17 protein-coding genes and 1 pseudogene are annotated in these 17525 nt (G+C 73.6%); 10 read left to right on the top strand and 8 right to left on the bottom strand.

Going from position 1 to position 17525, the window contains the following annotated elements; translation table 11 throughout:
- Positions 1-259: 259 nt before the first annotated feature.
- Both AB4039_RS04055 and AB4039_RS04060 read right to left on the bottom strand, forming a co-directional pair.
- Positions 260-535 (bottom strand): isoamylase early set domain-containing protein, encoded by a 276-nt coding sequence (locus tag AB4039_RS04055; protein WP_266844295.1) that lies wholly within the window; start codon positions 533-535, stop codon positions 260-262.
- Between the two features lie 239 nt (positions 536-774).
- On the bottom strand, positions 775-1125 hold the full coding sequence (locus AB4039_RS04060) for a PRC-barrel domain-containing protein (RefSeq protein ID WP_266844294.1): 351 nt from the start codon (positions 1123-1125) through the stop codon (positions 775-777).
- A 139-nt stretch (positions 1126-1264) separates the two neighbouring features.
- Between AB4039_RS04060 and AB4039_RS04065 the strand changes: the two are divergent.
- From AB4039_RS04065 to AB4039_RS04090, 6 genes and pseudogenes are all read left to right on the top strand, one after another.
- Positions 1265-1450: pseudogene (locus AB4039_RS04065) on the top strand (ornithine decarboxylase); the annotation flags it as partial.
- Positions 1451-2035: 585 nt separating this feature from the next.
- On the top strand, positions 2036-2302 hold the full coding sequence (locus AB4039_RS04070; protein WP_266844293.1) for a protealysin inhibitor emfourin: 267 nt from the start codon (positions 2036-2038) through the stop codon (positions 2300-2302).
- A gap of 510 nt (positions 2303-2812) precedes the next feature.
- Positions 2813-4210, top strand: coding sequence for a mycothione reductase (locus tag AB4039_RS04075; protein WP_442269977.1), 1398 nt, complete (start codon positions 2813-2815; stop codon positions 4208-4210).
- Between the two features lie 703 nt (positions 4211-4913).
- Positions 4914-6005 (top strand): mechanosensitive ion channel domain-containing protein, encoded by a 1092-nt coding sequence (locus tag AB4039_RS04080; protein ID WP_266844290.1) that lies wholly within the window; start codon positions 4914-4916, stop codon positions 6003-6005.
- Between the two features lie 182 nt (positions 6006-6187).
- The gene (locus AB4039_RS04085) at positions 6188-6562 is read left to right on the top strand and encodes a hypothetical protein (protein WP_442269978.1); all 375 of its coding nucleotides are present in this window, start codon (positions 6188-6190) and stop codon (positions 6560-6562) included.
- Positions 6563-6624: 62 nt separating this feature from the next.
- Positions 6625-7017: a VOC family protein gene (locus AB4039_RS04090; protein WP_266844289.1), complete on the top strand. Its 393-nt coding sequence runs from the start codon at positions 6625-6627 to the stop codon at positions 7015-7017.
- Between the two features lie 190 nt (positions 7018-7207).
- Here the strand turns inward: AB4039_RS04090 and AB4039_RS04095 are convergent, their stop codons facing one another.
- On the bottom strand, positions 7208-7690 hold the full coding sequence (locus tag AB4039_RS04095; protein ID WP_442269979.1) for an ATP-binding protein: 483 nt from the start codon (positions 7688-7690) through the stop codon (positions 7208-7210).
- 109 nt (positions 7691-7799) lie between these two features.
- Here AB4039_RS04095 and AB4039_RS04100 point away from each other — a divergent pair, with 109 nt between their 5' ends.
- The 4 genes from AB4039_RS04100 to AB4039_RS04115 all read left to right on the top strand — a co-directional run bounded on the left by AB4039_RS04100 (position 7800) and on the right by AB4039_RS04115 (position 11852).
- Positions 7800-8018 (top strand): hypothetical protein, encoded by a 219-nt coding sequence (locus AB4039_RS04100; protein ID WP_442269980.1) that lies wholly within the window; start codon positions 7800-7802, stop codon positions 8016-8018.
- Between the two features lie 77 nt (positions 8019-8095).
- Positions 8096-9931: a diacylglycerol kinase family protein gene (locus AB4039_RS04105; protein ID WP_442269981.1), complete on the top strand. Its 1836-nt coding sequence runs from the start codon at positions 8096-8098 to the stop codon at positions 9929-9931.
- A 27-nt stretch (positions 9932-9958) separates the two neighbouring features.
- Positions 9959-10912, top strand: coding sequence for a YihY/virulence factor BrkB family protein (locus AB4039_RS04110; RefSeq protein ID WP_442269982.1), 954 nt, complete (start codon positions 9959-9961; stop codon positions 10910-10912).
- Positions 10913-11126: 214 nt separating this feature from the next.
- Entirely contained in the window at positions 11127-11852 is a 726-nt protein-coding gene (locus tag AB4039_RS04115; RefSeq protein ID WP_442269983.1) for a phosphatase PAP2 family protein, read from the top strand.
- Between the two features lie 126 nt (positions 11853-11978).
- Here AB4039_RS04115 and AB4039_RS04120 read toward each other — a convergent pair whose 3' ends face one another.
- The 5 genes from AB4039_RS04120 to AB4039_RS04140 are packed head-to-tail and all read right to left on the bottom strand — an operon-like array spanning position 11979 to position 17401.
- On the bottom strand, positions 11979-12716 hold the full coding sequence (locus AB4039_RS04120; protein ID WP_266844282.1) for a response regulator transcription factor: 738 nt from the start codon (positions 12714-12716) through the stop codon (positions 11979-11981).
- A gap of 23 nt (positions 12717-12739) precedes the next feature.
- Positions 12740-15397: an FtsX-like permease family protein gene (locus tag AB4039_RS04125; RefSeq protein ID WP_442269984.1), complete on the bottom strand. Its 2658-nt coding sequence runs from the start codon at positions 15395-15397 to the stop codon at positions 12740-12742.
- On the bottom strand, positions 15394-16104 hold the full coding sequence (locus AB4039_RS04130; protein WP_266844279.1) for an ATP-binding cassette domain-containing protein: 711 nt from the start codon (positions 16102-16104) through the stop codon (positions 15394-15396). Before AB4039_RS04130 ends, AB4039_RS04125 begins: the two co-directional genes overlap by 4 nt.
- Positions 16101-16793, bottom strand: coding sequence for an ATP-binding cassette domain-containing protein (locus tag AB4039_RS04135; RefSeq protein ID WP_266844907.1), 693 nt, complete (start codon positions 16791-16793; stop codon positions 16101-16103). The genes AB4039_RS04130 and AB4039_RS04135 overlap by 4 nt, the downstream gene beginning before the upstream one ends.
- Positions 16793-17401, bottom strand: coding sequence for a hypothetical protein (locus AB4039_RS04140; protein ID WP_266844277.1), 609 nt, complete (start codon positions 17399-17401; stop codon positions 16793-16795). The genes AB4039_RS04135 and AB4039_RS04140 overlap by 1 nt, the downstream gene beginning before the upstream one ends.
- Positions 17402-17525: the final 124 nt, after the last annotated feature.

Raw genomic sequence — 17525 nt, forward strand, 5'->3', positions numbered from 1 at the left:
GCGCCGCCCGGTCGGCGGCGGGGTGGGACCGGTTCCTGCTCACTGGCGTCCGGCGGCATCCAGAAGATCAAGAGCTGTGCGTACCTTCGCGCGCCCTCGGGGCTGTCGAAGGCCGGCTCGTGGAGGTCCAGCCAATGGCCCGTCCGCGGTTCGGTGCTGGTCAGGCCCCGGCGATCGGGGCGGCAAGCGTGCTGTCGCCGTGGTCCTGACGAGGGAGGGGACGCGCCCCCCCGCTCGTGCGTGTCAGGCAGGCCGAAGGTCAGGTGTGCAGGCGGCTGTTGATGCCGTCGTGGCTGTCGGCCTGTTCGTCGTCGAACCAGTGGTCGCCGACCGCGAGGTAGCGGAAGGAATGAGCGCCGTTCGCGGGGAGGACGACGGTTGCGGCGCGCGTTCCGTCGCCGCGGGGCGCCAGGGGGTGGGCGGCAGGGTTCCAGTGGTTGAAGTCCCCGACGACGCTGACGGGTCCGCCCGGAGTGTCCTCGGGAAGGATGAAAGTGACCTGGGTACGGCCCTTGAGCCGCTTGCGTTCGAGCACTGAAAGACTCCAGCCACGAAAATTAGGGGGATCCGGCCCGTGCATCCTTGCGCTGCCGCGCGTGTGCACGGCGGTACAGGGCCGTGAGCCGGGCGGAGGTCACCCGGGTGGCCGCGCGCTGCCCACCGCCAGGCCTACGGTCGGTGTCCTGAAGGCGCGGTCCCGGCCCCCTGCCTGCCGGCCCGGGTGCTGCGGCTCTCCTGCGTGGTGGGAGCCGCAGCGGCAGCCGGCGGCCGGGGTCAGCTGTGGTCGTGGCCGTAGTACTCGCCGAGCCGGCCGCGGTAAGCGGCGTCGCCGCGGTGCTTTTCCCTGTCGTATTCGGGTGAGTCCTTGATCTGCTCCTTGGTGAGGTTGATGTGGATCTTCTCGTCGTCCATGTCGACGCGGACGATGGTGCCGGCAGGGATCAGGACGTGCTTGCCGAAGATCCACGGTCCGGTGTCCACGACGATGTACGACGCGTCGACGTCCTCGGTGTGCTCGTCGACCTTGCCGATCTGGCCGTCACTGGATTCGACCTTGAAGCCGATCAGGCGGGTGCCCGGCGTGTAGTTCGAATCGGGGTTGTAGCTCCACATGTCTGCACTCACGGAATGCTCCATTTTGCTGCTGGGACCGGACGGGAAGAGCGCATCATGCCTGCCCGCTCGGACAGCCCTGTGACGGGTCCTACGTCGGCCGCCACACGGCTGTCACCCCAACGGCCGTGCGGGTGCCGTGTCGCGGCCGGCCGAGCGCCACCTCGCCCACCCGCCGACCGCCGAGGCCTTCGAGGCGGCTTTCGCCGAGCACCCCGATGCCCGCGGGGCGCTGGTGACCACGCCCACGCCCTACGGCACCCTGACCGTCGACGAGGCATGGGGCGCCCACCTGCCCTTCCACCCGGACCTGCCAGCCTGGGCCATGGACGCCGGGGTCCGCGAGCGGGGTCCCAGTCGGTGGCGGGGGTCCCATAGGCAGCGCGGCCGGGAACGGTGCCATCGGGGCCCGCACCGGCGGACGCGTCCCCGTGCCCGTAGTGGAACGGCGCGAAGAGTACGCCGGGCCGGATGCCGGACCGACCCGCAGCGCACCGAGTCCGCCCGGCTCGTCGATGCTCTCACCACCCCTGACGAGCCCGTGCGCAGTCCACCGCCGGAGCGGCAACGCCCGCCCGGCCGCCGGCCGTGGGTCCCGCCCTCGACGCGGCCCTGACACCCTGGCGGCGGTCCCGCACGCAGGACCGGACGGCGGCGGAACGCGCCCCACCCGGTCGCCCCGCCACAGGGGTTGGGGCCCGCCCACCAGGATGCGGGCGGCCGGTACCGGATCCGGGCACGTCGTGATCCGTAGCGTGCCGGACGGCACGGGGGCGACGGCCCTTTTCGGCCGTCTTGAGCCGGCGCCGCCCACAGGAGGCAAGCCCGCGCGTTTCGGGGGAAGGCGAGAAGTGTCGATCTACTCGATGCGCCGCCTTCCCACCCGTACGGGAGGGGGCGCACTCCTCCAGGAGGTCCCACCATGCTGATCGTCATCACCCGGACCGGCGGGTTCGCCGGCAGGGAGCGCACAGGGTCTGCCGACACGCACTGCCGACCCGACGGAGCCGAGCTGGAGCGCCTGGCCGAACGCGCGCTGAGCGCCGAAGCGCCGCCGGCGGGGCGCCCCGTGCCCGACGGCTTCGCCTACTCCGTCCACGTCGACGGCAAGGTGATCGAGTTACGCGATCCCGACCTGACCGATGAACAGCGCCGGTTGATCGAGGCGGTGCTCGGCGAAGGGGCCTGACCCCTCCGCGCGCCCTCCGGACGACACCCCGTGCGGGGCCGTTTCCCCGAAGCGGCCCCGCATCGCCGTGTCCCCCACCCGCAAGCCCGGTGAGGCCGTGGGTGAAAAGGACCGGGAACCGGCCCGCATCGAAGGGCGATTCACGGGCATACGCCCCGTCATGGAACCGATTCGGCACATCGAAACGCACTTATCCCTCGCATCCCCCACCGGCGCCCCGCCCGGCCCGGTCTGGCTGCACCTGCTCCTGATCGCGTTCGCGGTCGGCATCCTCATCACGAGCCTCAGGCGACACCACTAGACACATCCGCGCAGGGGCAGTTCTCCGCGCCCGGCGCGATCGCCGATGGGCCGTCGGCCCTGAGGTCGAACCCTCGCCCCCGCGGCGGTGAGTACGCGCCCCGATGCCGCACGGCTCGACAGCTGTTCCACGGGCACCCGCGCGCCGATACATCCAGACGGCCGCCGTTATGTCCCGGTATCCGCCGAATGTGCGGGTAGGACTCCGGCATGCGCACCCACGATCTCGTCATCATCGGAGCCGGCTCCGGCAACGCCGTCATCGACGAGCGTTTCTCCCACCTCGACGTCGCCGTCATCGACCAGGGCCCCTTCGGCGGCACCTGCCTGAACCGGGGATGCATTCCGAGCAAGATGCTCGGGCACGCCGCCGACGTTCACGCCGCCGTCCGCGAGGCCTCCCGATTCGGCGTGGAGACGGGCCCGGCCCGGCTGCGCTGGGCCGACCTGCGGGAGCGGGTCTTCACGCGCCTGGACCGGGAGGCCGCCGAGGGGGAGGACGGACGGCGCCGTTCCGGGGTCACGGTCCACCGAGGGAGGGCCCGCTTCACCGGGGAGCGGACCCTCCACGTCGACACCGACCGAGGCCCCGTTTCCCTCGGGGCCCGCCAGGTCGTCGTCGCCGCGGGCAGCCGCCCGACCGTCCCGCCGCCGGTGTCCGACTCCGGGCTGCCGTACGAGACGTCCGACACCGTCATGCGCCTGGACCGTCCCCCGCACCGGCTGGCCGTGCTCGGCGGGGGCTACGTCGCGGCCGAACTCGCCCACGTCTTCCACGCGGCCGGCAGCCGCGTCACCGTCATCGAGCAGGCGGACACCCTGCTCCCCGCCCAGGACGAGACCGTGGCCCGGGCCTACACCGCCCTGGCCGCCACCCGCCACGACGTACGCACGGGCACCGCGCTCTCCCGTCTCGAAGGCGAGCCGGGACGACTGCGCCTGATCCTGGACGACGGCCCCGACGTCGAGGCGGACACCCTGCTCGTAGCCGTCGGCCGCACCCCCGGCAGCGACCGGATCGACGCGGCCCGCGCCGGCATCGAACTGCACGACGACGGACGGATCGTGGTGGACGACCGGCAGCGGACCAGCGCCCCGGGCGTGTTCGCCCTCGGCGACGTGTGCACGCCCTTCCCCCTCAAACACGTGGCGAACCGGGAGGCGCACGTCGTGGCGCACAACCTCCTGTACCCCGACGACCCGATCCGCATCTCGCACGAGGCCGTCCCGGCGGCGGTGTTCACCCGGCCCCAGATCGCGCAGGTGGGCCGGACCGAACAGGAGTGCCGGGACGACGCGCTGGACTACGCCGTCGCCGTGCGCGAGTTCGCCGACACCGCCTACGGGTGGGCGCTGGAGGACACCACGGGCTTCTGCAAGGTCCTCGCGGACCGCACCACCGGACGCCTCCTCGGCGCCCACGTCCTGGGGCCGCAGGCGGCGACCGTCATCCAGCCTCTGGTCGTGGCGATGAGCCTGGGCGTGAGCGCGCCGACCCTGGCGGGGACGCCCTACTGGATCCACCCCGCCGCCACCGAGGTCGTCTCGAACGCCCTGCTCGGCCTGGACCTCGACCTGAACCTGGATCCCGACCCCGACCTCGACTGAGCGGCTCGTCCCTCCCACCCGCGCCGGAGGGCCGGTCTCGGCGTCGGGCCGCCGGCCCTGGCACGGACGTCGACATCCGTGCGGACCTGCCGTTCGGCGTCGCGCGCCGAGGGGTCGTACACCGAGGGGTCGTACACCGAGGGGACGTCGTCGGGGTCCGCGGGGGCTGCCGTCCGGGTCCCTCGCCCGAGGACCGCGGTCCGAGCGCCGTCGTCGGGGGAGTGCCGGGCAGGGCCTCGGCCGCCGGCCGTTCGAACGGGTCGGAGCCGGGAGGCGTCCGGTTTCCGTGCGGATCCCGGACGGCAGGCCGTCGGTGCCGGTGATCCGGTCGCGCCGTCGGAGGGACGGCGTGTGCGAACCGGACCACTGTCTACGCGTATGGCCCGGTCCCCACCGACCAAACCCTGTTCGAGACATGCCATGACAGAGCCGGCGGACAACCGCCGGCGCCACGGGCCACGCCGACCCCTCGCAGCGGCGCCGCACACGGATGGCCCACCCCGCTGCGGGGACATACGGGTGACGTGCGGCCGACTCCTCGCGACGCCTCCCGAAAGCCGCGCCTGCGACCTGGCGGCCGCCGCCCCGACCACCTCGGCCACCGAACAGCGCGTCGCCGCGAACGAACGCAGCCACCCCGTGTCGGCCCAGCCCATCGGGGCAGGCGGGTGGGGTCCGTGCCGTCTGCATCCACCGAGGAGATATGAACAGCGCCCTTCGCCTGCTGACCGTACTCGGGGGCTCGATCCTGCTCACCGCCGTCGTCGGATGGGCCATCGACGTGCTGCTGCGCCGCGCCGACGCGCGGCACCCCGAAACGCCCCTGTGGAACTCCCTGCGCCGCTGCCGGACCGCCCTGCAGATCGTGCTGCTCGCCGCGCTGCTCAGGGCGGCGTACCGGCAGACGGTGTGGAGGCCCCTCCAGGACCACGAGGAGGCCGTGGGCCGCGCCCTGTCCCTGGCCCTGATCGGCGCGGGAGCCTGGCTCATCGTGGGCATGGCCTCCGCCACCGTCGAATCCGGCTACGCCCGCTACGCGACCGGCACCCGGGACCCGGCCCGGGTCCGCAGGGTCCGCACCCAGGTGACCCTGATCATGCGGGTCGTGACCGCCGTCGTCGGCGTCGTCGCGGTCGCGGCGATGCTCCTGACCTTCCCCAGCTTCCGTGCGCTCGGCACCTCCGTGCTGGCCTCCGCCGGCATCATCGGCATCGTCGCCGGCGTCGCCGCCCAATCGACGCTGGGCAACCTCTTCGCCGGGTTCCAGATCGCCTTCGGCGACATGGTGCGCATCGGGGACACCGTCGTGGTCGCCAATGAATGGGGAGTGGTCGAGGAGATCACCCTGACCTTCCTCGCGGTGCGGACCTGGGACGAGCGCCGCATCACGATGCCCGTCTCCTACTTCACCACCCGCCCCTTCGAGAACTGGTCGCGCGGCGGCGCGCAGATGACCGGCACCGTGTTCCTCCATTGCCACCACAGCGCCCCCGTGGACCTCATACGCGACAAGGTGCACGAGATCCTGGACCACTGCCCGCAGTGGGACGGCCGGGGCTGGGACGTCGCCGTCACCGACACGACGCCCTCCACCATGGTCGTGCGCGCCATCGTCACGGCCAAGGACCCCGACTGCCTGTGGACCGTGCGCTGCGCGGTACGGGAGCAGCTGATCGGCTGGCTCTCGGAGAAGCACCCGCAGGCCCTCCCGCGCCTGGTCCTCGAAGGCGCCGGCGACCGGGAGCGCGCCGGCGGAGGGACCTCTGCCGGAGCACGCCCCCCGTACGGCGGCTGAGCCGCCCGTGATGCGCGCGGCGGGCGCGCGTGTGAGCGTGGAGGCACTCGTCGCGCGGCCGGGCCGCACGTTCCCGACGCACAGTTCCGGACGCGCCGTTCCCCGCCCCCGGCGGACCGGCCGGCGCAGCCGGACCCGACGGTCCGACCCGCACGACCCGGTACGAGAGGAAGAGGACGACCATGGAGAGCCGCCGGGACAATGACACCCCCGTCGCCGAGGTGGGGGTGACGGTGGCGGGCTGCTCGGAGGCGGACGCACGCGCCGTGCTCACCCTGCTCGAAAGCCTCTTCCCCCAGAACCCCGGCACGGATCGCGCCACCGAGGGGGGCCACGGGGCGACCGTCTGGGTCACGACCCTCGACGCGGCCGAGCCGGCGCGGGACCGGCCGGCCGCGGTCGCCCTGTCCGACACCGTCGGGCTCACCCTCCAGGGCGGCCCGCGGGCCGTGGAACGCGTACGGGTCGCCCTCGCCGGGCACTTCGCCGTCGAGGAGGCGGGGAGCGTATCGGGCGATCAGGAGCAGGAGATCGGCCTGCGCCTGCGCTCCGCCTGAGCCGCCGGGCATGGCCGAAACCCGCCCCGTGTACGGGCGGCGACGCCGGGCAGGCGCGCCGCATGACCGTACCCAAGACACCCGTCGTCGTCCTCGACACCGCCGAGCCCGAACGCCTGGCACGGTTCTACGCCGACCTGCTCGGCGCGACCACGCGACCGGCCCCGAACGACGGGGACCTCTTCCTCGTGACGGGGGACACCGGCACCGTACTCGGTGTTCGGCGCGACCCCGACCACCTCCCGCCGAGCTGGCCGCTGCCCGAAGGCTCCCAACAAGCCCACCTGCAGATCCTGGTACGGCCCGAGCACCTCGACGAGACGGAACGCGAGGCCGTGGCGCTCGGCGCCAGGCCCGTGGCCGCGGAGGACGACGGGACCCGGCCCGACAACCGCACCACGCTGCGCCGCTACGCGGATCCGGCGGGCCACGCGTTCGTGGTCTGCGCCGGCTGATCCCGCCCCTTCCGCCACCCGCCCGCGGCGCCGAGCGGGGACACGGGCACGAGCAGGGCCGCGAAGACCCCCGACACGGAGCAGTGGGTCAGGGCGGCCGCCCGGTCGGCCGGGTCGCGCGGCGCGCGGCCGGATCGGGTCTTCCGGGAGGAGCGCGAAGTGCGCACGCCGAGGCCGCGCCCCGACGGGCTCAGCGCCGTACGGGGCTGCCGGCGACCAGCCGGGAGGTACCGATCTCGGCCCACACCACCTTGCCGGGCGCGTGGGCCTCGGTGCCCCAGCGCTCGCAGAGCCGGTCGACGATACGGAGTCCGTGGTTCCCGGGAGCGCCGGGCCGGGCGCCGAACCGGGGGCGGGGCGGCTCGGGGGAGGCGTCGAACACCTCCACGCGCAGCACGTCCCCGCGGCTGAGCGCGAGGTACTGGCAACCTCCGGCGTGCAGGGCCGCGTTGGCCACCAGCTCGGAGACCAGGAGCAGGGCGTCGGCGGAGGTCTCCGTCCCGTCCAGTTCCCAGTCCCTCAGTGCCCGACGGGTGAAATCACGGCCCTTCGCGACCTGGCCGCGCGCTCCGGCCAGGGCCAGGAGCCGCCGTCGTACCGGCGTCGAGGGCGGCCGGGTTCGCTGGTGCGGCGAACCCTCGGCCTGCGATGCGCTGCTCTTGACTGAGTTCACTGTGGTCCGTTCCCACCGTTCGGGTCCCGTCCGGCTTCACCGTCCGGTACGGGGCGTTTTGTACGGTACGTATGCCCCGGGATCGGCCGCGGATGCGCGGCGCAACGGCTTGGGCTGCCGCACCCGGTGCGCCAGGGCCGTCCTCCTGACGCAGCTGCGCGGCGGGGCGCCGGGCGAGGACAAGGCGGCCGCCGCTCCGTCCCCCTCCGGATCCGCCCTGCCCGCCCCCTGGGGCGGCACCTGGACCGGGGTCGGCCCCGGCACCCCCGACGCGGAAGGCGCCCAGTCCGCCGCAGGTGCCCCCAGCGCCCTGACCCGTCGGCCCTGACGAGGGGTCCCCGGGGTTCGGACGACTGACCGGGCACGCCGGCGCATGATCAGGCCCGGACGGGCCAAACGATCCGCATGATGAGAAGGCACGGTTCGACGGCGCGCGGCGCATGGCTCCTGCTGTTCCTGCCGGTCCAGGCCGCTTTGATGGTCGCCCTGGGCCGCTTCGTGACCGGACCGGCCGCGCGGCACTGGCCGCTGTCCGAAGAGGCCGGCGCCGTCCGTGAGTCGGGCGCGCACCGCGACGGGGCGACCACCACGCTCTCGCAGTGGCTCTCGGTGCTCGCCGGGACGGAGGTCGTCATCGGCGTGACCCTGGTCTGCGTGATCGCCCTGCTCGTGCTGCCGCGCGCCGCGCACCGCGTCGAGGCGCTGTTCCTCGCCGTCTCCGTGGCCGCGCAGTCGGCGGTCTTCGTCGTGGTCACGGCGTTCGTGGAGCGACCGCGCCCCGCCGTCCCCCAACTGGACGCGGCCCCACCGACGTCGAGCTTCCCCTCCGGCCACGTCGGCGCCTCCGTCGCCCTGTACGGGGGGCTGGCCGTGATCGCCGCCCTGCGCATGCGCGGGCCCTGGCGCTGGGTCGTGACGACCCTCCTGCTGCTGATCCCCCCGGCCGTCGGGCTCTCCCGCGTCCACCGCGGCATGCACTACCCCAGCGACGTGGCCGCCGGCCTGCTCAACGGTGTGGTGACCCTCGTCATCACGGGCTTCGCGCTGCTGTACGGACGCGCCTCCGCCAAGGGCTCCGGCGCCCGGCCGGACGCGGGGCCGGACGCGCGGTCCGCGAGGCGGTCCGTCCCCCGGCCCGCCCCCCGGCCCGGTACCCCGCCGACGGCGGAGCCCACCCGGCCGTCGGGGGACCGGCCCGAACCGGCACCCGCGACCGGACCCGTCGGCAGGCCCGTCTTCGTCGTGCGCCACCCGCACGGCTGCCCGGACGAACTCGCCGACCGCATCAGGGCCGTCCTGCGCGACCACGGCCACCGGGAGCGGGACCAGCGGTGGATCGCGACCTCGGCCGAACGGCCTTGCGGCGGGCTGGGGCCGCGGATCGCCGCCGAGCGGCCCGCCCTGGTCGTGGTCTGCGGGGGAGACGGCACGGTGCGCGCCTGCGCCGAGGTCCTGGCCGGAACCGGGATCCCGCTCGCCGTCGTGCCGTGCGGCACCGGCAACCTGCTCGCCCGCAACCTCGGCCTCCCCATCGACCCGGCCACCGCCCTCGCCGAGTCCCTGACCGGCGACAGTTTCGGCATCGACGTCGGCCGGACCGGGGGCGACGGCCTCCAGCCGAGCCGGTTCACGGTCATGGCCGGCGTCGGCTTCGACGCGGCGATGGTCCGCGACGCCTCACCGCGGCTCAAGTCGCGGATGGGGTGGGCCGCGTACGTCCTGTCGGCGGTGCGCCACCTGGGCGACCCCTGCGTACCGCTCACCGTGCGCATCGACGGAGGCCGCCCCCTGAGGCGCCGGGCCCGCATGGCCGTCATCGGGAACGTCGGCGCCCTGCAGGGCGGCCTGCCCCTCCTGCCCGGTGCGCGACCGGACAGCGGCCGCCTGGAGGTGGTGCTCTTCGCCCCCCGGGGCCCCTCGGGCTGGCTCGCCGCGGCCGGGCACCTGACGGCCCGTCTCCTCGGCCGCCGCCCGCGACCGCCGGCCCGTACCCGCGACGGGCACAGCGAGGCCGGCGGCGCGCTGGAGTACTTCAGCGCCACCCGGGTCGACATCCGCTGCGCGACGGCGCAGCCGCGTGAACTCGACGGGGACGCGGTGCCCGACGGCACCCGACTGACCGCCGAGATCGAACCGGGCGCCCTGCGCGTCCACCTCCCACGCGCCCCCGGCGCGCCCCACGACCCGCCGCGGGCCGCGGTGACGGCCGACCGGCCCGCGCCGGCGGACCGGTCCCGCTGAAGACGCCGAAGAGGAGGCAGGACACCGATGGGCACCGCACGACGGGTACCGCAACGGCACGACGTCGACGGCGACGAACTGTCCGCCGACGAGGCATGGGCCGCGTTGCGCCGCTACGGCGGCTGGCGCCTGGCCCGCGATTCGTTCATCCGGTTCCGTTACGCCGACGGGTTCAGCCACGCCCGCGCGCTCGCCCTCCAGACGGTCCTGTCGATCGTCCCGCTGGCCATCGCCGCCGTCGGCCTCTCCGGCGTCCTGCACACCGAGGACATCGGCCGCGTCACCGAACTCACCATCCGCAGCCTCACCAGCGGCCCCGGACACGCCGTGGTCGACGACGCGCTCGACGAGAGCCGGCGCCACGCCGGGGACGGCGGCCAGGCGGCGCTGTGGTTGGGGCTGCTGTTCTCCCTCGTCAACGTCACCACCGGCCTGTGCCAGGTGGAACGGGGGGCCAACCGCATATACGGCAACGAACGCGACCGCCCTTTCCTCGCCAAGTACACCCGGGGCCTGGTGATGTCGGCCCTCGCGGGGTTCCCCCTCGGCCTCAGCTTCACCGTCACCGTCCTCGGCACCCACCTGACGGGGGCGCTCGCCGAGGTGTACCGGTTCGACGAGGGCACCGTACGGGCCTGGGAGCTGCTGCGCTGGCCCGTCGGCGTCCTGCTCGCCGTCCTCGCCACCAGCGCGATCTTCCGGCTGTCCCCACGCCGGAGCCAGCCCGGCTACACCTGGCTGGCCTTCGGCGCCGTCGTCCACCTGGTGCTGTGGAACCTGGCGACCTGGGGCCTGAGCCTGTACGTGGGCGCGAGCGGCTCCTTCACCAACGTGTACGGGCCGCTCAGCGCCATCGTGTCCCTGCTCCTGTGGTCCTACCTCACCTCGACCGCGCTCTTCCTCGGCCTCTCCTTCGCCGCCCAACTGGAAGCCGTCCGGGCGGGGGTGAAGGAACCGATCCGGCCCGACCCCGGAGTCTGACCCGACCGACCCCCCGCCCCCCCCGACCTCCACCCGTCCCTCCCCGACCGCACGAGTAAGGGGCTCCACGAAGATGGCACGGCGCACCGCACTTCTCCCACGCCGACCGCTGCGCGGCCTGCTGCCACGGCGCACCGCACTTCTCCCACGCCGACCGCTGCGCGGCCTGCTGCCACGGCACGCCGGACCCGACGCGACGTTCGGCAGGAGACTCGTGCTGACCACCGCCGTCACCGCCGTGGCGTCCGTGCCCTTCGCCCTCGCCCTGGTGCTCGTCGAAGCCCAATGGCCACCCCTGTACCGCCTGGACCGGGCGACGGCCGAACGCCTCCACGCCACCGCCCTCGAACACCCGGGCCGGGTCCGGGCCCTCGAAGTCCTCAGCGACCTCGTCTGGGACCCCGTCACCCTGCGCCTGCTCGTGGCCCTGCTCGTGATCTGGCTCGCGGTGCGCCGCGCCTGGCGGCTCGCCGCCTGGGCCTGCGTCACGGCGGTGGCGGGCGGGCTCATCGGGCTGCTGGTCAAGATCGCGGTGGAACGGGCACGGCCCAGCCTGCCGGACCCCGTCGCTCACGCCCCGGGGTTCTCCTTCCCCTCGGGGCACGCGATGACGGCCACGACCTCCTGCGCCGTCCTGCTGCTGACCCTGCTGCCCCTGGTGCCGCGCGCCTGGCGCCCGCTGCCGTGGGCGCTCGCGCTGCTCACGGTCGTGGGCGTCGGATACACACGGGTCGCGCTCGGCGTCCACTGGGTCAGCGACGTGGTGGGGGGCTGGCTGCTGGGCCTCGCCCTCGTCACGGCGACGACCCTGGTCTTCGAAGCCTGGCGGGCCGACACCGGCCGCCGGCGCACTCCGGTGACCGAAGGCCTGGAACCGGAACTCCCCGCCCCCGACCCCGAAGCACCCCCGGCCGCCACCGCCCGCCGCGCAGCCCCCTGACCACCAGGCCGCCCCGAAGAACTGCGTGCTCAACGTCGATTCAGGACGAGGTGGACGCGTTCGCGCTTCCCGCCTACCGGGGCCGTTCCGGTCGGGTCGTGATGACGACGGACTGCCGCATGTACGTCATCCGGGACCGCTTTCCAGACGGTAGCCGAAGCCGCGCAGGGTGGAGATGCTCGGCGGCTCCGTCGGCGGTACGGCCCGCTCCGCCGCCTGGGCGAGACGGTGGCGGAGCGAGGCGAGAGTGACGTCCAGGGTCTTCGTAGGACCGAACCAGTTCTCGTCCCACACCCACGTCATCAGGTTCTCGCGGGACACGGCGGTCCCGGCGTGCTCGGCCAGCACGGCGAGCAGGTCGAATTCCTTCGGGCGCAGGGTGACCTCTACGCCGCCCAATCGGCAGGTGCGGGCCTGTGTGTCCACGACGAGGTGCCCGATACGGAATGCTGCCTGCTGGTCCTCCTGCCCGGGAGGCAGGCGGCGCAGGTGGGCGCGGAGCCTGGCCAGCAGAACGGACAGGGTGAAGGGTTTGACGAGGTAGTCGTCGGCACCCGCGTCGAGCCCGGCGATGACGTCGATCTCATCGGTACGGGCGGTCAGGATGACGAGCAGCAGGTCGGGATGGCGGCTGCGGAGTTCGCGTGCGATGTCGGTCCCCTCGGCATCGGGGAGGCCGAGGTCGAGCACGACGACGTCCGGCGCTGCGGTCTGGGCCGTTGCAAGGCCCCCGTTGCCGGTGCGGCACCAGGTGGTGGTGTAACCGTGTGCCCGGAGTCCGGTTTCGAGGTGGCGTCCGATGGTGTCGTCGTCCTCGATGACGAGGAGGGAGAGAGAGTGACGACGCTCGTGAGGGGCGGGCATGGCAAGCAGCGTAGGCCTGTGCGTCACAGTTCACGCAGTTCTTCGACGGGTGGGCGGGCAGAACGTCGGGCGGCGTTCAGGGCGGCTGAGGCGAGGGCCGTGACGGTGGCCGCGACGGTGACGGCCAGGTAGGCCCACGGGACGGCGGCGGTGGCCGGCGGTGGGTCGAAGACACCGGTGAGGACCTTGACGAGCATCTGGGAGAGGGCCCAGCCGACGAGGGTGCCGCCCGCGAGTCCTGCGGCGGTCAACGTGGCCGCCTCGGAGAGGACCAGCCCACGGAGCTGGCGGCCGGTGGCGCCGAGGACCGTGGTGATCGCGAAGGTGCGCCGGCGTTCGGCCAGCCCCAGGGCCAGCACGATGCCCCCGCAGGCGGCCGCCAGCAGCACCGCGAAGGCGAGTTCGATCCGGGTGAGACCTGCCAGATCCACAGCGGTGAGGCTGGAGCCGACGGTGGAGCGGGCCTGGGTGATGTCGGTGACCGTGGCGGACGGGCCCAGCTTCTGGCGCAGCGCGGCGGCGACGCCGTGCTGGTGTGCCCCGCCGGTGTCCAGGAGGAACGCTCCGACGGCGTCACTGCCCGTCGTGCGGGCCACGTAGTCGGCGTTGGCGACCAGGAAGCTGTCCTTCGGGGCGGTGGGGAACTCCTTGACGATGCCCGCGTAGTGGAACGGGACGGTGTGCAGGGCCTGAGTGCGGTTGTCCTTGAGGCGCAGATTGACCGTGTCGCCCGGCGCCAGGCGGAAGTCCTTGACGGTTTCCTCACTGACCAGGAGGGCGTCGGGCCGGGCGGCGAGACGGTCCAGCAGGGCGCGGGCGGTGCCGCCCGCGAAGTAGGCGTCCTGGAGGGAGGTGGCGCTCGCGATGGTGGTGGGCCGGACGCCGTACAGGTCCTGGAGGTCTGCTCCCACGTACGCGAAGCGGTGCTGGAGCGGTTCGACCTGCCGGACGCCGGCGACGTGCAGAGCCGAGGCCGCTCCGGGTCCCGTACTGGTGCCGGGCGGCTGGGTGACGGTGACGTCGGCACCGTTGCTCAGGCGGGCGTCGACCTCTGCTTGCTGCCGGTAGGTGGCGTTGAAAACGGAGGTGGAAACGGCGAAGGCCAGGGCGAGGGCCAGGAGGACGGCCGCGTGTGCCAGCGGCCGGCACCTGCGCGACATGCTCGCCGCCGTGGTCGTGGCGAGTGTGCCGGTCAGGGGCCGGGTCAGGCGGGAGAGGAGCGGCTTGCCGTGTGCCAGGGCGAGGTAGGTCAGGCGCCACAGCAGCAGGGCACCGCCCAGCCACAGCAGTGCGGGCCCCAGGAAGGCCCAGTAGGAAACGGAGATGCTCGGCACTCCCTCGGGAGCCAGCACGAGGGCGTACTGGTTGGAAGCGGACGCCTTGAACACCAGGAGGCAGACGGCGAGCAGGACGAAGTCCAGGCCGTAGCGCATCCAGCGAGGTGAACGGGCCCGGCGCACCTCCCGTCGGGCCTGCATGACCGTGCTGGAGCGCAGGTCACGCAGGGCCGGCACGAGAACGGACGCGCCGGCCACGGCCAGGGCCGGCAAGAGTGCGGCGGCGGACCAGGCCAGGGCGGCCCGGGCGCCCACACCGAAGGAGGCGCTGCCGAAGGCGGCCCGGCCGGCGAGTGCGGCGATCCCGATTCCCAGCAGACCGCCGGTGATGCCGACCACTGCGGCCTCGGCCGAGGCCAGGGCTGCCACCCGGCGCGGCGGCAGCCCGCGGGTGCGCAGAAGAGCCTGTTCCTGGCGCCTGCGGTCCGCCCCCGCTCCCGCCACCGCAGCGGTCAACAGGGCGGCGAGCACCGCGCCGGGAACACCGAGGAACAGGAAGAGGACCTGGGCGTAGAGGGCGTCCTTGCGCGCGGCGTCGAGCGCGGCGCCCAGGTTGTCGCCGACGACGACGCCGCCGGAGGTACGGGCCTCCAGGTTGCGGGCGGCGGCGGTGACGGCGGTGTAGGCGGCTGCGGGGTCCGCCGGCAGCGGTGCGTCGCGGGCGACGTGGATCTGGGCGGTGACGGCGGCCGGGTCCGTGGCGGAGACCGGTGCGGTCAGCCGGGTGAAGAGGTCTCGCGGCAGGAGGACCACGTTGTCCGGCGGAGCGGAAGGCTGGGACTGGGGCGGGGCACCCACCTTCTGGAACAGGGAGTCGGCCTGCGGCAGGTCCACGACTCCCGCCACGGTCAGCGGGGCTGGTGCGGCGCCGGGCAGCTGGACGGTGACCGTGTCTCCGGGCGCGGCGTGCAGGTTGGCTGCCGTCTGCTGGGCGAGCAGTACCCCGGCGCCGGTGCCTGCGAGCAGGCGTACGGCGCCGGGGAAGGTACGGCGGTAGCCGTCGGGAAGGCCGAGGACGACGCCCGGCCCGGTCCTCTGGGTGCTGCCCGCAGTGGTGGTCTGCAGTCCGGTGCTGCGGACCAGACCGACGGGTTCACCGGCGCGGACCCCCGGGGTGGCCCGGATCGCCGCGAGGACCGCGTCCGGGTCGGCGCCCGGCTGGATTTCAGCCTGCCAGTCGACGGCCACCGAACGCACCGCGCGGGCCGTCATCGTGGACTTCGAGGCGGTCAGGAAGGAACCCAGAGCCGTGACGAGCGCGACGGTCAGGGCGATGCCCGCGGCAGTGGCGGCGAGGCGTCCCGTCCGGTGACGCAGGAGTCCCCGGACCCAGGCGGCGATCACTGCCCGTCTCCCTGTGGCGAAGGCGGCTGAGAGTCCTGGGGGGTGGGAGGACCCGGCTGCAGGCGACCGTCGTGCATGGACCACTGCTCACGCAGGCGCCGGGCGACGTGGGGATCATGGGTGGTGACGACCAGGCCGGCACCGAGGGCGTCGGCGGTGGCCACCAGCGCGTCGATGACCCGGCTGCCGGTGCCCTGGTCGAGCTGCCCCGTCGGCTCGTCCGCGAGGATCAGCCGGGGGGCCGCCGCCAGTACCCGGGCGACGGCGACCCGCTGCGCCTGGCCACCGGACAGTTCCTCGGGCAGCTTGTCCGCCAGGTGGGCGGCGTCCACGAGGTCCAGGCAGTCCAGGGCGCGCCGTCGGGCCGCAGGCTCCGGTTGCCCGGCGAGGACCAGGGGAAGGGCGGTGTTCTCCGCGACGTCCAGTGCGGGGATGAGGCTGGGGCCTTGAAAGACGACCCCGACGGTCTTCGGGCCTGGCTTCTCCGCCAGACCGGGCCAGGTGACCTCGCCGGTGGTCGGGACTTCGAGGGCGGCCAGCAGGTGGAGCAGGGTGGACTTGCCGGATCCGGACGGCCCGGTGATCGCGATGCGGTCTCCTGCGCGGATCTCGCAGGAGGCGCCGTGGACCGCGACGACAGCGGTGGGGCCAGCGCCGTAGGTTCGGGCCGCTGCCCGGCAGCGCACGAGGACGCCGGCGGTGCTCATGACCGGATCCTTCCGTCGTGCAGGGTGATGACCCGGTCGGCTGTTTTGACGGCCTGCCTGCTGTGGGTGACGAGGAGGACCCCGGCACCGGCCCGGGCACGGTCCTGGATCAGGCCGAGGATCAGTTGCTCGGTCCGGCTGTCGAGTTCCCCGGTGGGCTCGTCGGCGAGCAGGACATCGGGTGCGTTGGCCAGGGCGACGGCCAGGCCCGCGCGGGCCCGCTCGCCTCCGGCCAGCGCGCGGGGCAGGGCCAGTCGCCGGCCGCCCAGCCCCACTTGATCGAGGAGTTCAGCGACGCCGGGTGGCCGCGACGGCGTACGGTCGGACCGGGCCGCCGAGCGGGCCAGGAGGATGTTGGTTCCCAGGTCCAGGTGCGGCAGGAGGTTCCCGGACTGGAGCAGTACACCGATGCGTCGGGCTCGCACGCGTGCCCGTTCGGCTTCCGGGCGGTGGCTGACACGCTCGCCGCCCACGTACACGTAGCCGCCGTCGGGCTCGTCCAGCCCGGCGAGACAGGCCAGCAGGGTGGACTTGCCCGATCCGGACGGACCGATGACGGCGAGCGTTTCTCCGCGCTTCACCTCCAGGCTGACTCCCCGCAGGGCGAGGGTCTCCTCCGCTCCCGAGCGGTAGAACCGGTACAGGTCGCGGGCGGTGAGTACCTCCGCCTCACCGCCGGCCAGGCCCATCACTGCCACCGCAAGGAGTCCGTGACGGTGCGCCACGGATCGACGTCGTCGGCGCCGACCGGCCCGGAAAGGGTGAGCACGGTCTGGTGTCCTGCGTGGAAGAAGGCGTACCGCTCGAAGGAGTCGCGCACCGCCTTGCCCGTCACCGGGTTCACGGGAGCATTCCCCCGGTAGGTGAGGAGGACGGCGTTCCCGGCCGGCCGGGCGACCGTGGTGGTCTTGCCCGCCGCGAAGCCGGGTACCTGACCGCGCAGCTCCGGGACGACGTCCGCGTTCACGCTCTGCACTGTGGCGGGCGCGGCGGCCGTGGCCGTGTGCATGGCGATCCGGTTCAGCTTGTCGGTGAAGGTGACGTCGCCGTTGGCCGCGTCGGTACGTGACCAGCCTTCCGGAACCTTCAGGCTGAAACCGCCCGCGCCGGACCGGTAGGTGACGTAGGCCTGGTTGTCGGGAATGTCGCCGGCCGGGTTGGACTCTGCGGGAGCCGGTGCCGTCGTGGTGACGGCGGCCGGGGGAGCGGGGGCGTGCGTGGAACCGCATCCGGCCAGTGCGGAGCCGACCACTACCAGTGAGATCACGGGCAGGGGAAGAGCATGGGTGAGTCGCATGATCCTCGTGCTCCTTCGCAGGAGGGCGGACTGCTCTGTCCACGACGCTAGGACCGCGCCGGTTAGCGCCCGCACCGTTCACGGTGAGAGGACGGCAAAACCCGCCGTGCCCGAAGCCGTCGGC

It is taken from the genome of Streptomyces sp. M-16 (assembly GCF_052114405.1).
In the GTDB taxonomy this organism is placed as follows: domain Bacteria; phylum Actinomycetota; class Actinomycetes; order Streptomycetales; family Streptomycetaceae; genus Streptomyces.

What these genes read in the sequence shown, in the direction of transcription:
- AB4039_RS04070 (WP_266844293.1), top strand. Translation starts at nt 2,036, where the DNA reads ATGCTGATCGTCATCACCCGGACCGGCGGGTTCGCCGGCAGGGAGCGC.
- AB4039_RS04075 (WP_442269977.1), top strand. Translation starts at nt 2,813, where the DNA reads ATGCGCACCCACGATCTCGTCATCATCGGAGCCGGCTCCGGCAACGCC.
- AB4039_RS04080 (WP_266844290.1), top strand. Translation starts at nt 4,914, where the DNA reads ATGAACAGCGCCCTTCGCCTGCTGACCGTACTCGGGGGCTCGATCCTG.
- AB4039_RS04085 (WP_442269978.1), top strand. Translation starts at nt 6,188, where the DNA reads ATGGAGAGCCGCCGGGACAATGACACCCCCGTCGCCGAGGTGGGGGTG.
- AB4039_RS04090 (WP_266844289.1), top strand. Translation starts at nt 6,625, where the DNA reads ATGACCGTACCCAAGACACCCGTCGTCGTCCTCGACACCGCCGAGCCC.
- AB4039_RS04105 (WP_442269981.1), top strand. Translation starts at nt 8,096, where the DNA reads ATGATGAGAAGGCACGGTTCGACGGCGCGCGGCGCATGGCTCCTGCTG.
- AB4039_RS04110 (WP_442269982.1), top strand. Translation starts at nt 9,959, where the DNA reads ATGGGCACCGCACGACGGGTACCGCAACGGCACGACGTCGACGGCGAC.
- AB4039_RS04120 (WP_266844282.1), bottom strand. Translation starts at nt 12,716, where the DNA reads ATGCCCGCCCCTCACGAGCGTCGTCACTCTCTCTCCCTCCTCGTCATC.
- AB4039_RS04130 (WP_266844279.1), bottom strand. Translation starts at nt 16,104, where the DNA reads ATGAGCACCGCCGGCGTCCTCGTGCGCTGCCGGGCAGCGGCCCGAACC.
- AB4039_RS04135 (WP_266844907.1), bottom strand. Translation starts at nt 16,793, where the DNA reads ATGGGCCTGGCCGGCGGTGAGGCGGAGGTACTCACCGCCCGCGACCTG.
- AB4039_RS04140 (WP_266844277.1), bottom strand. Translation starts at nt 17,401, where the DNA reads ATGCGACTCACCCATGCTCTTCCCCTGCCCGTGATCTCACTGGTAGTG.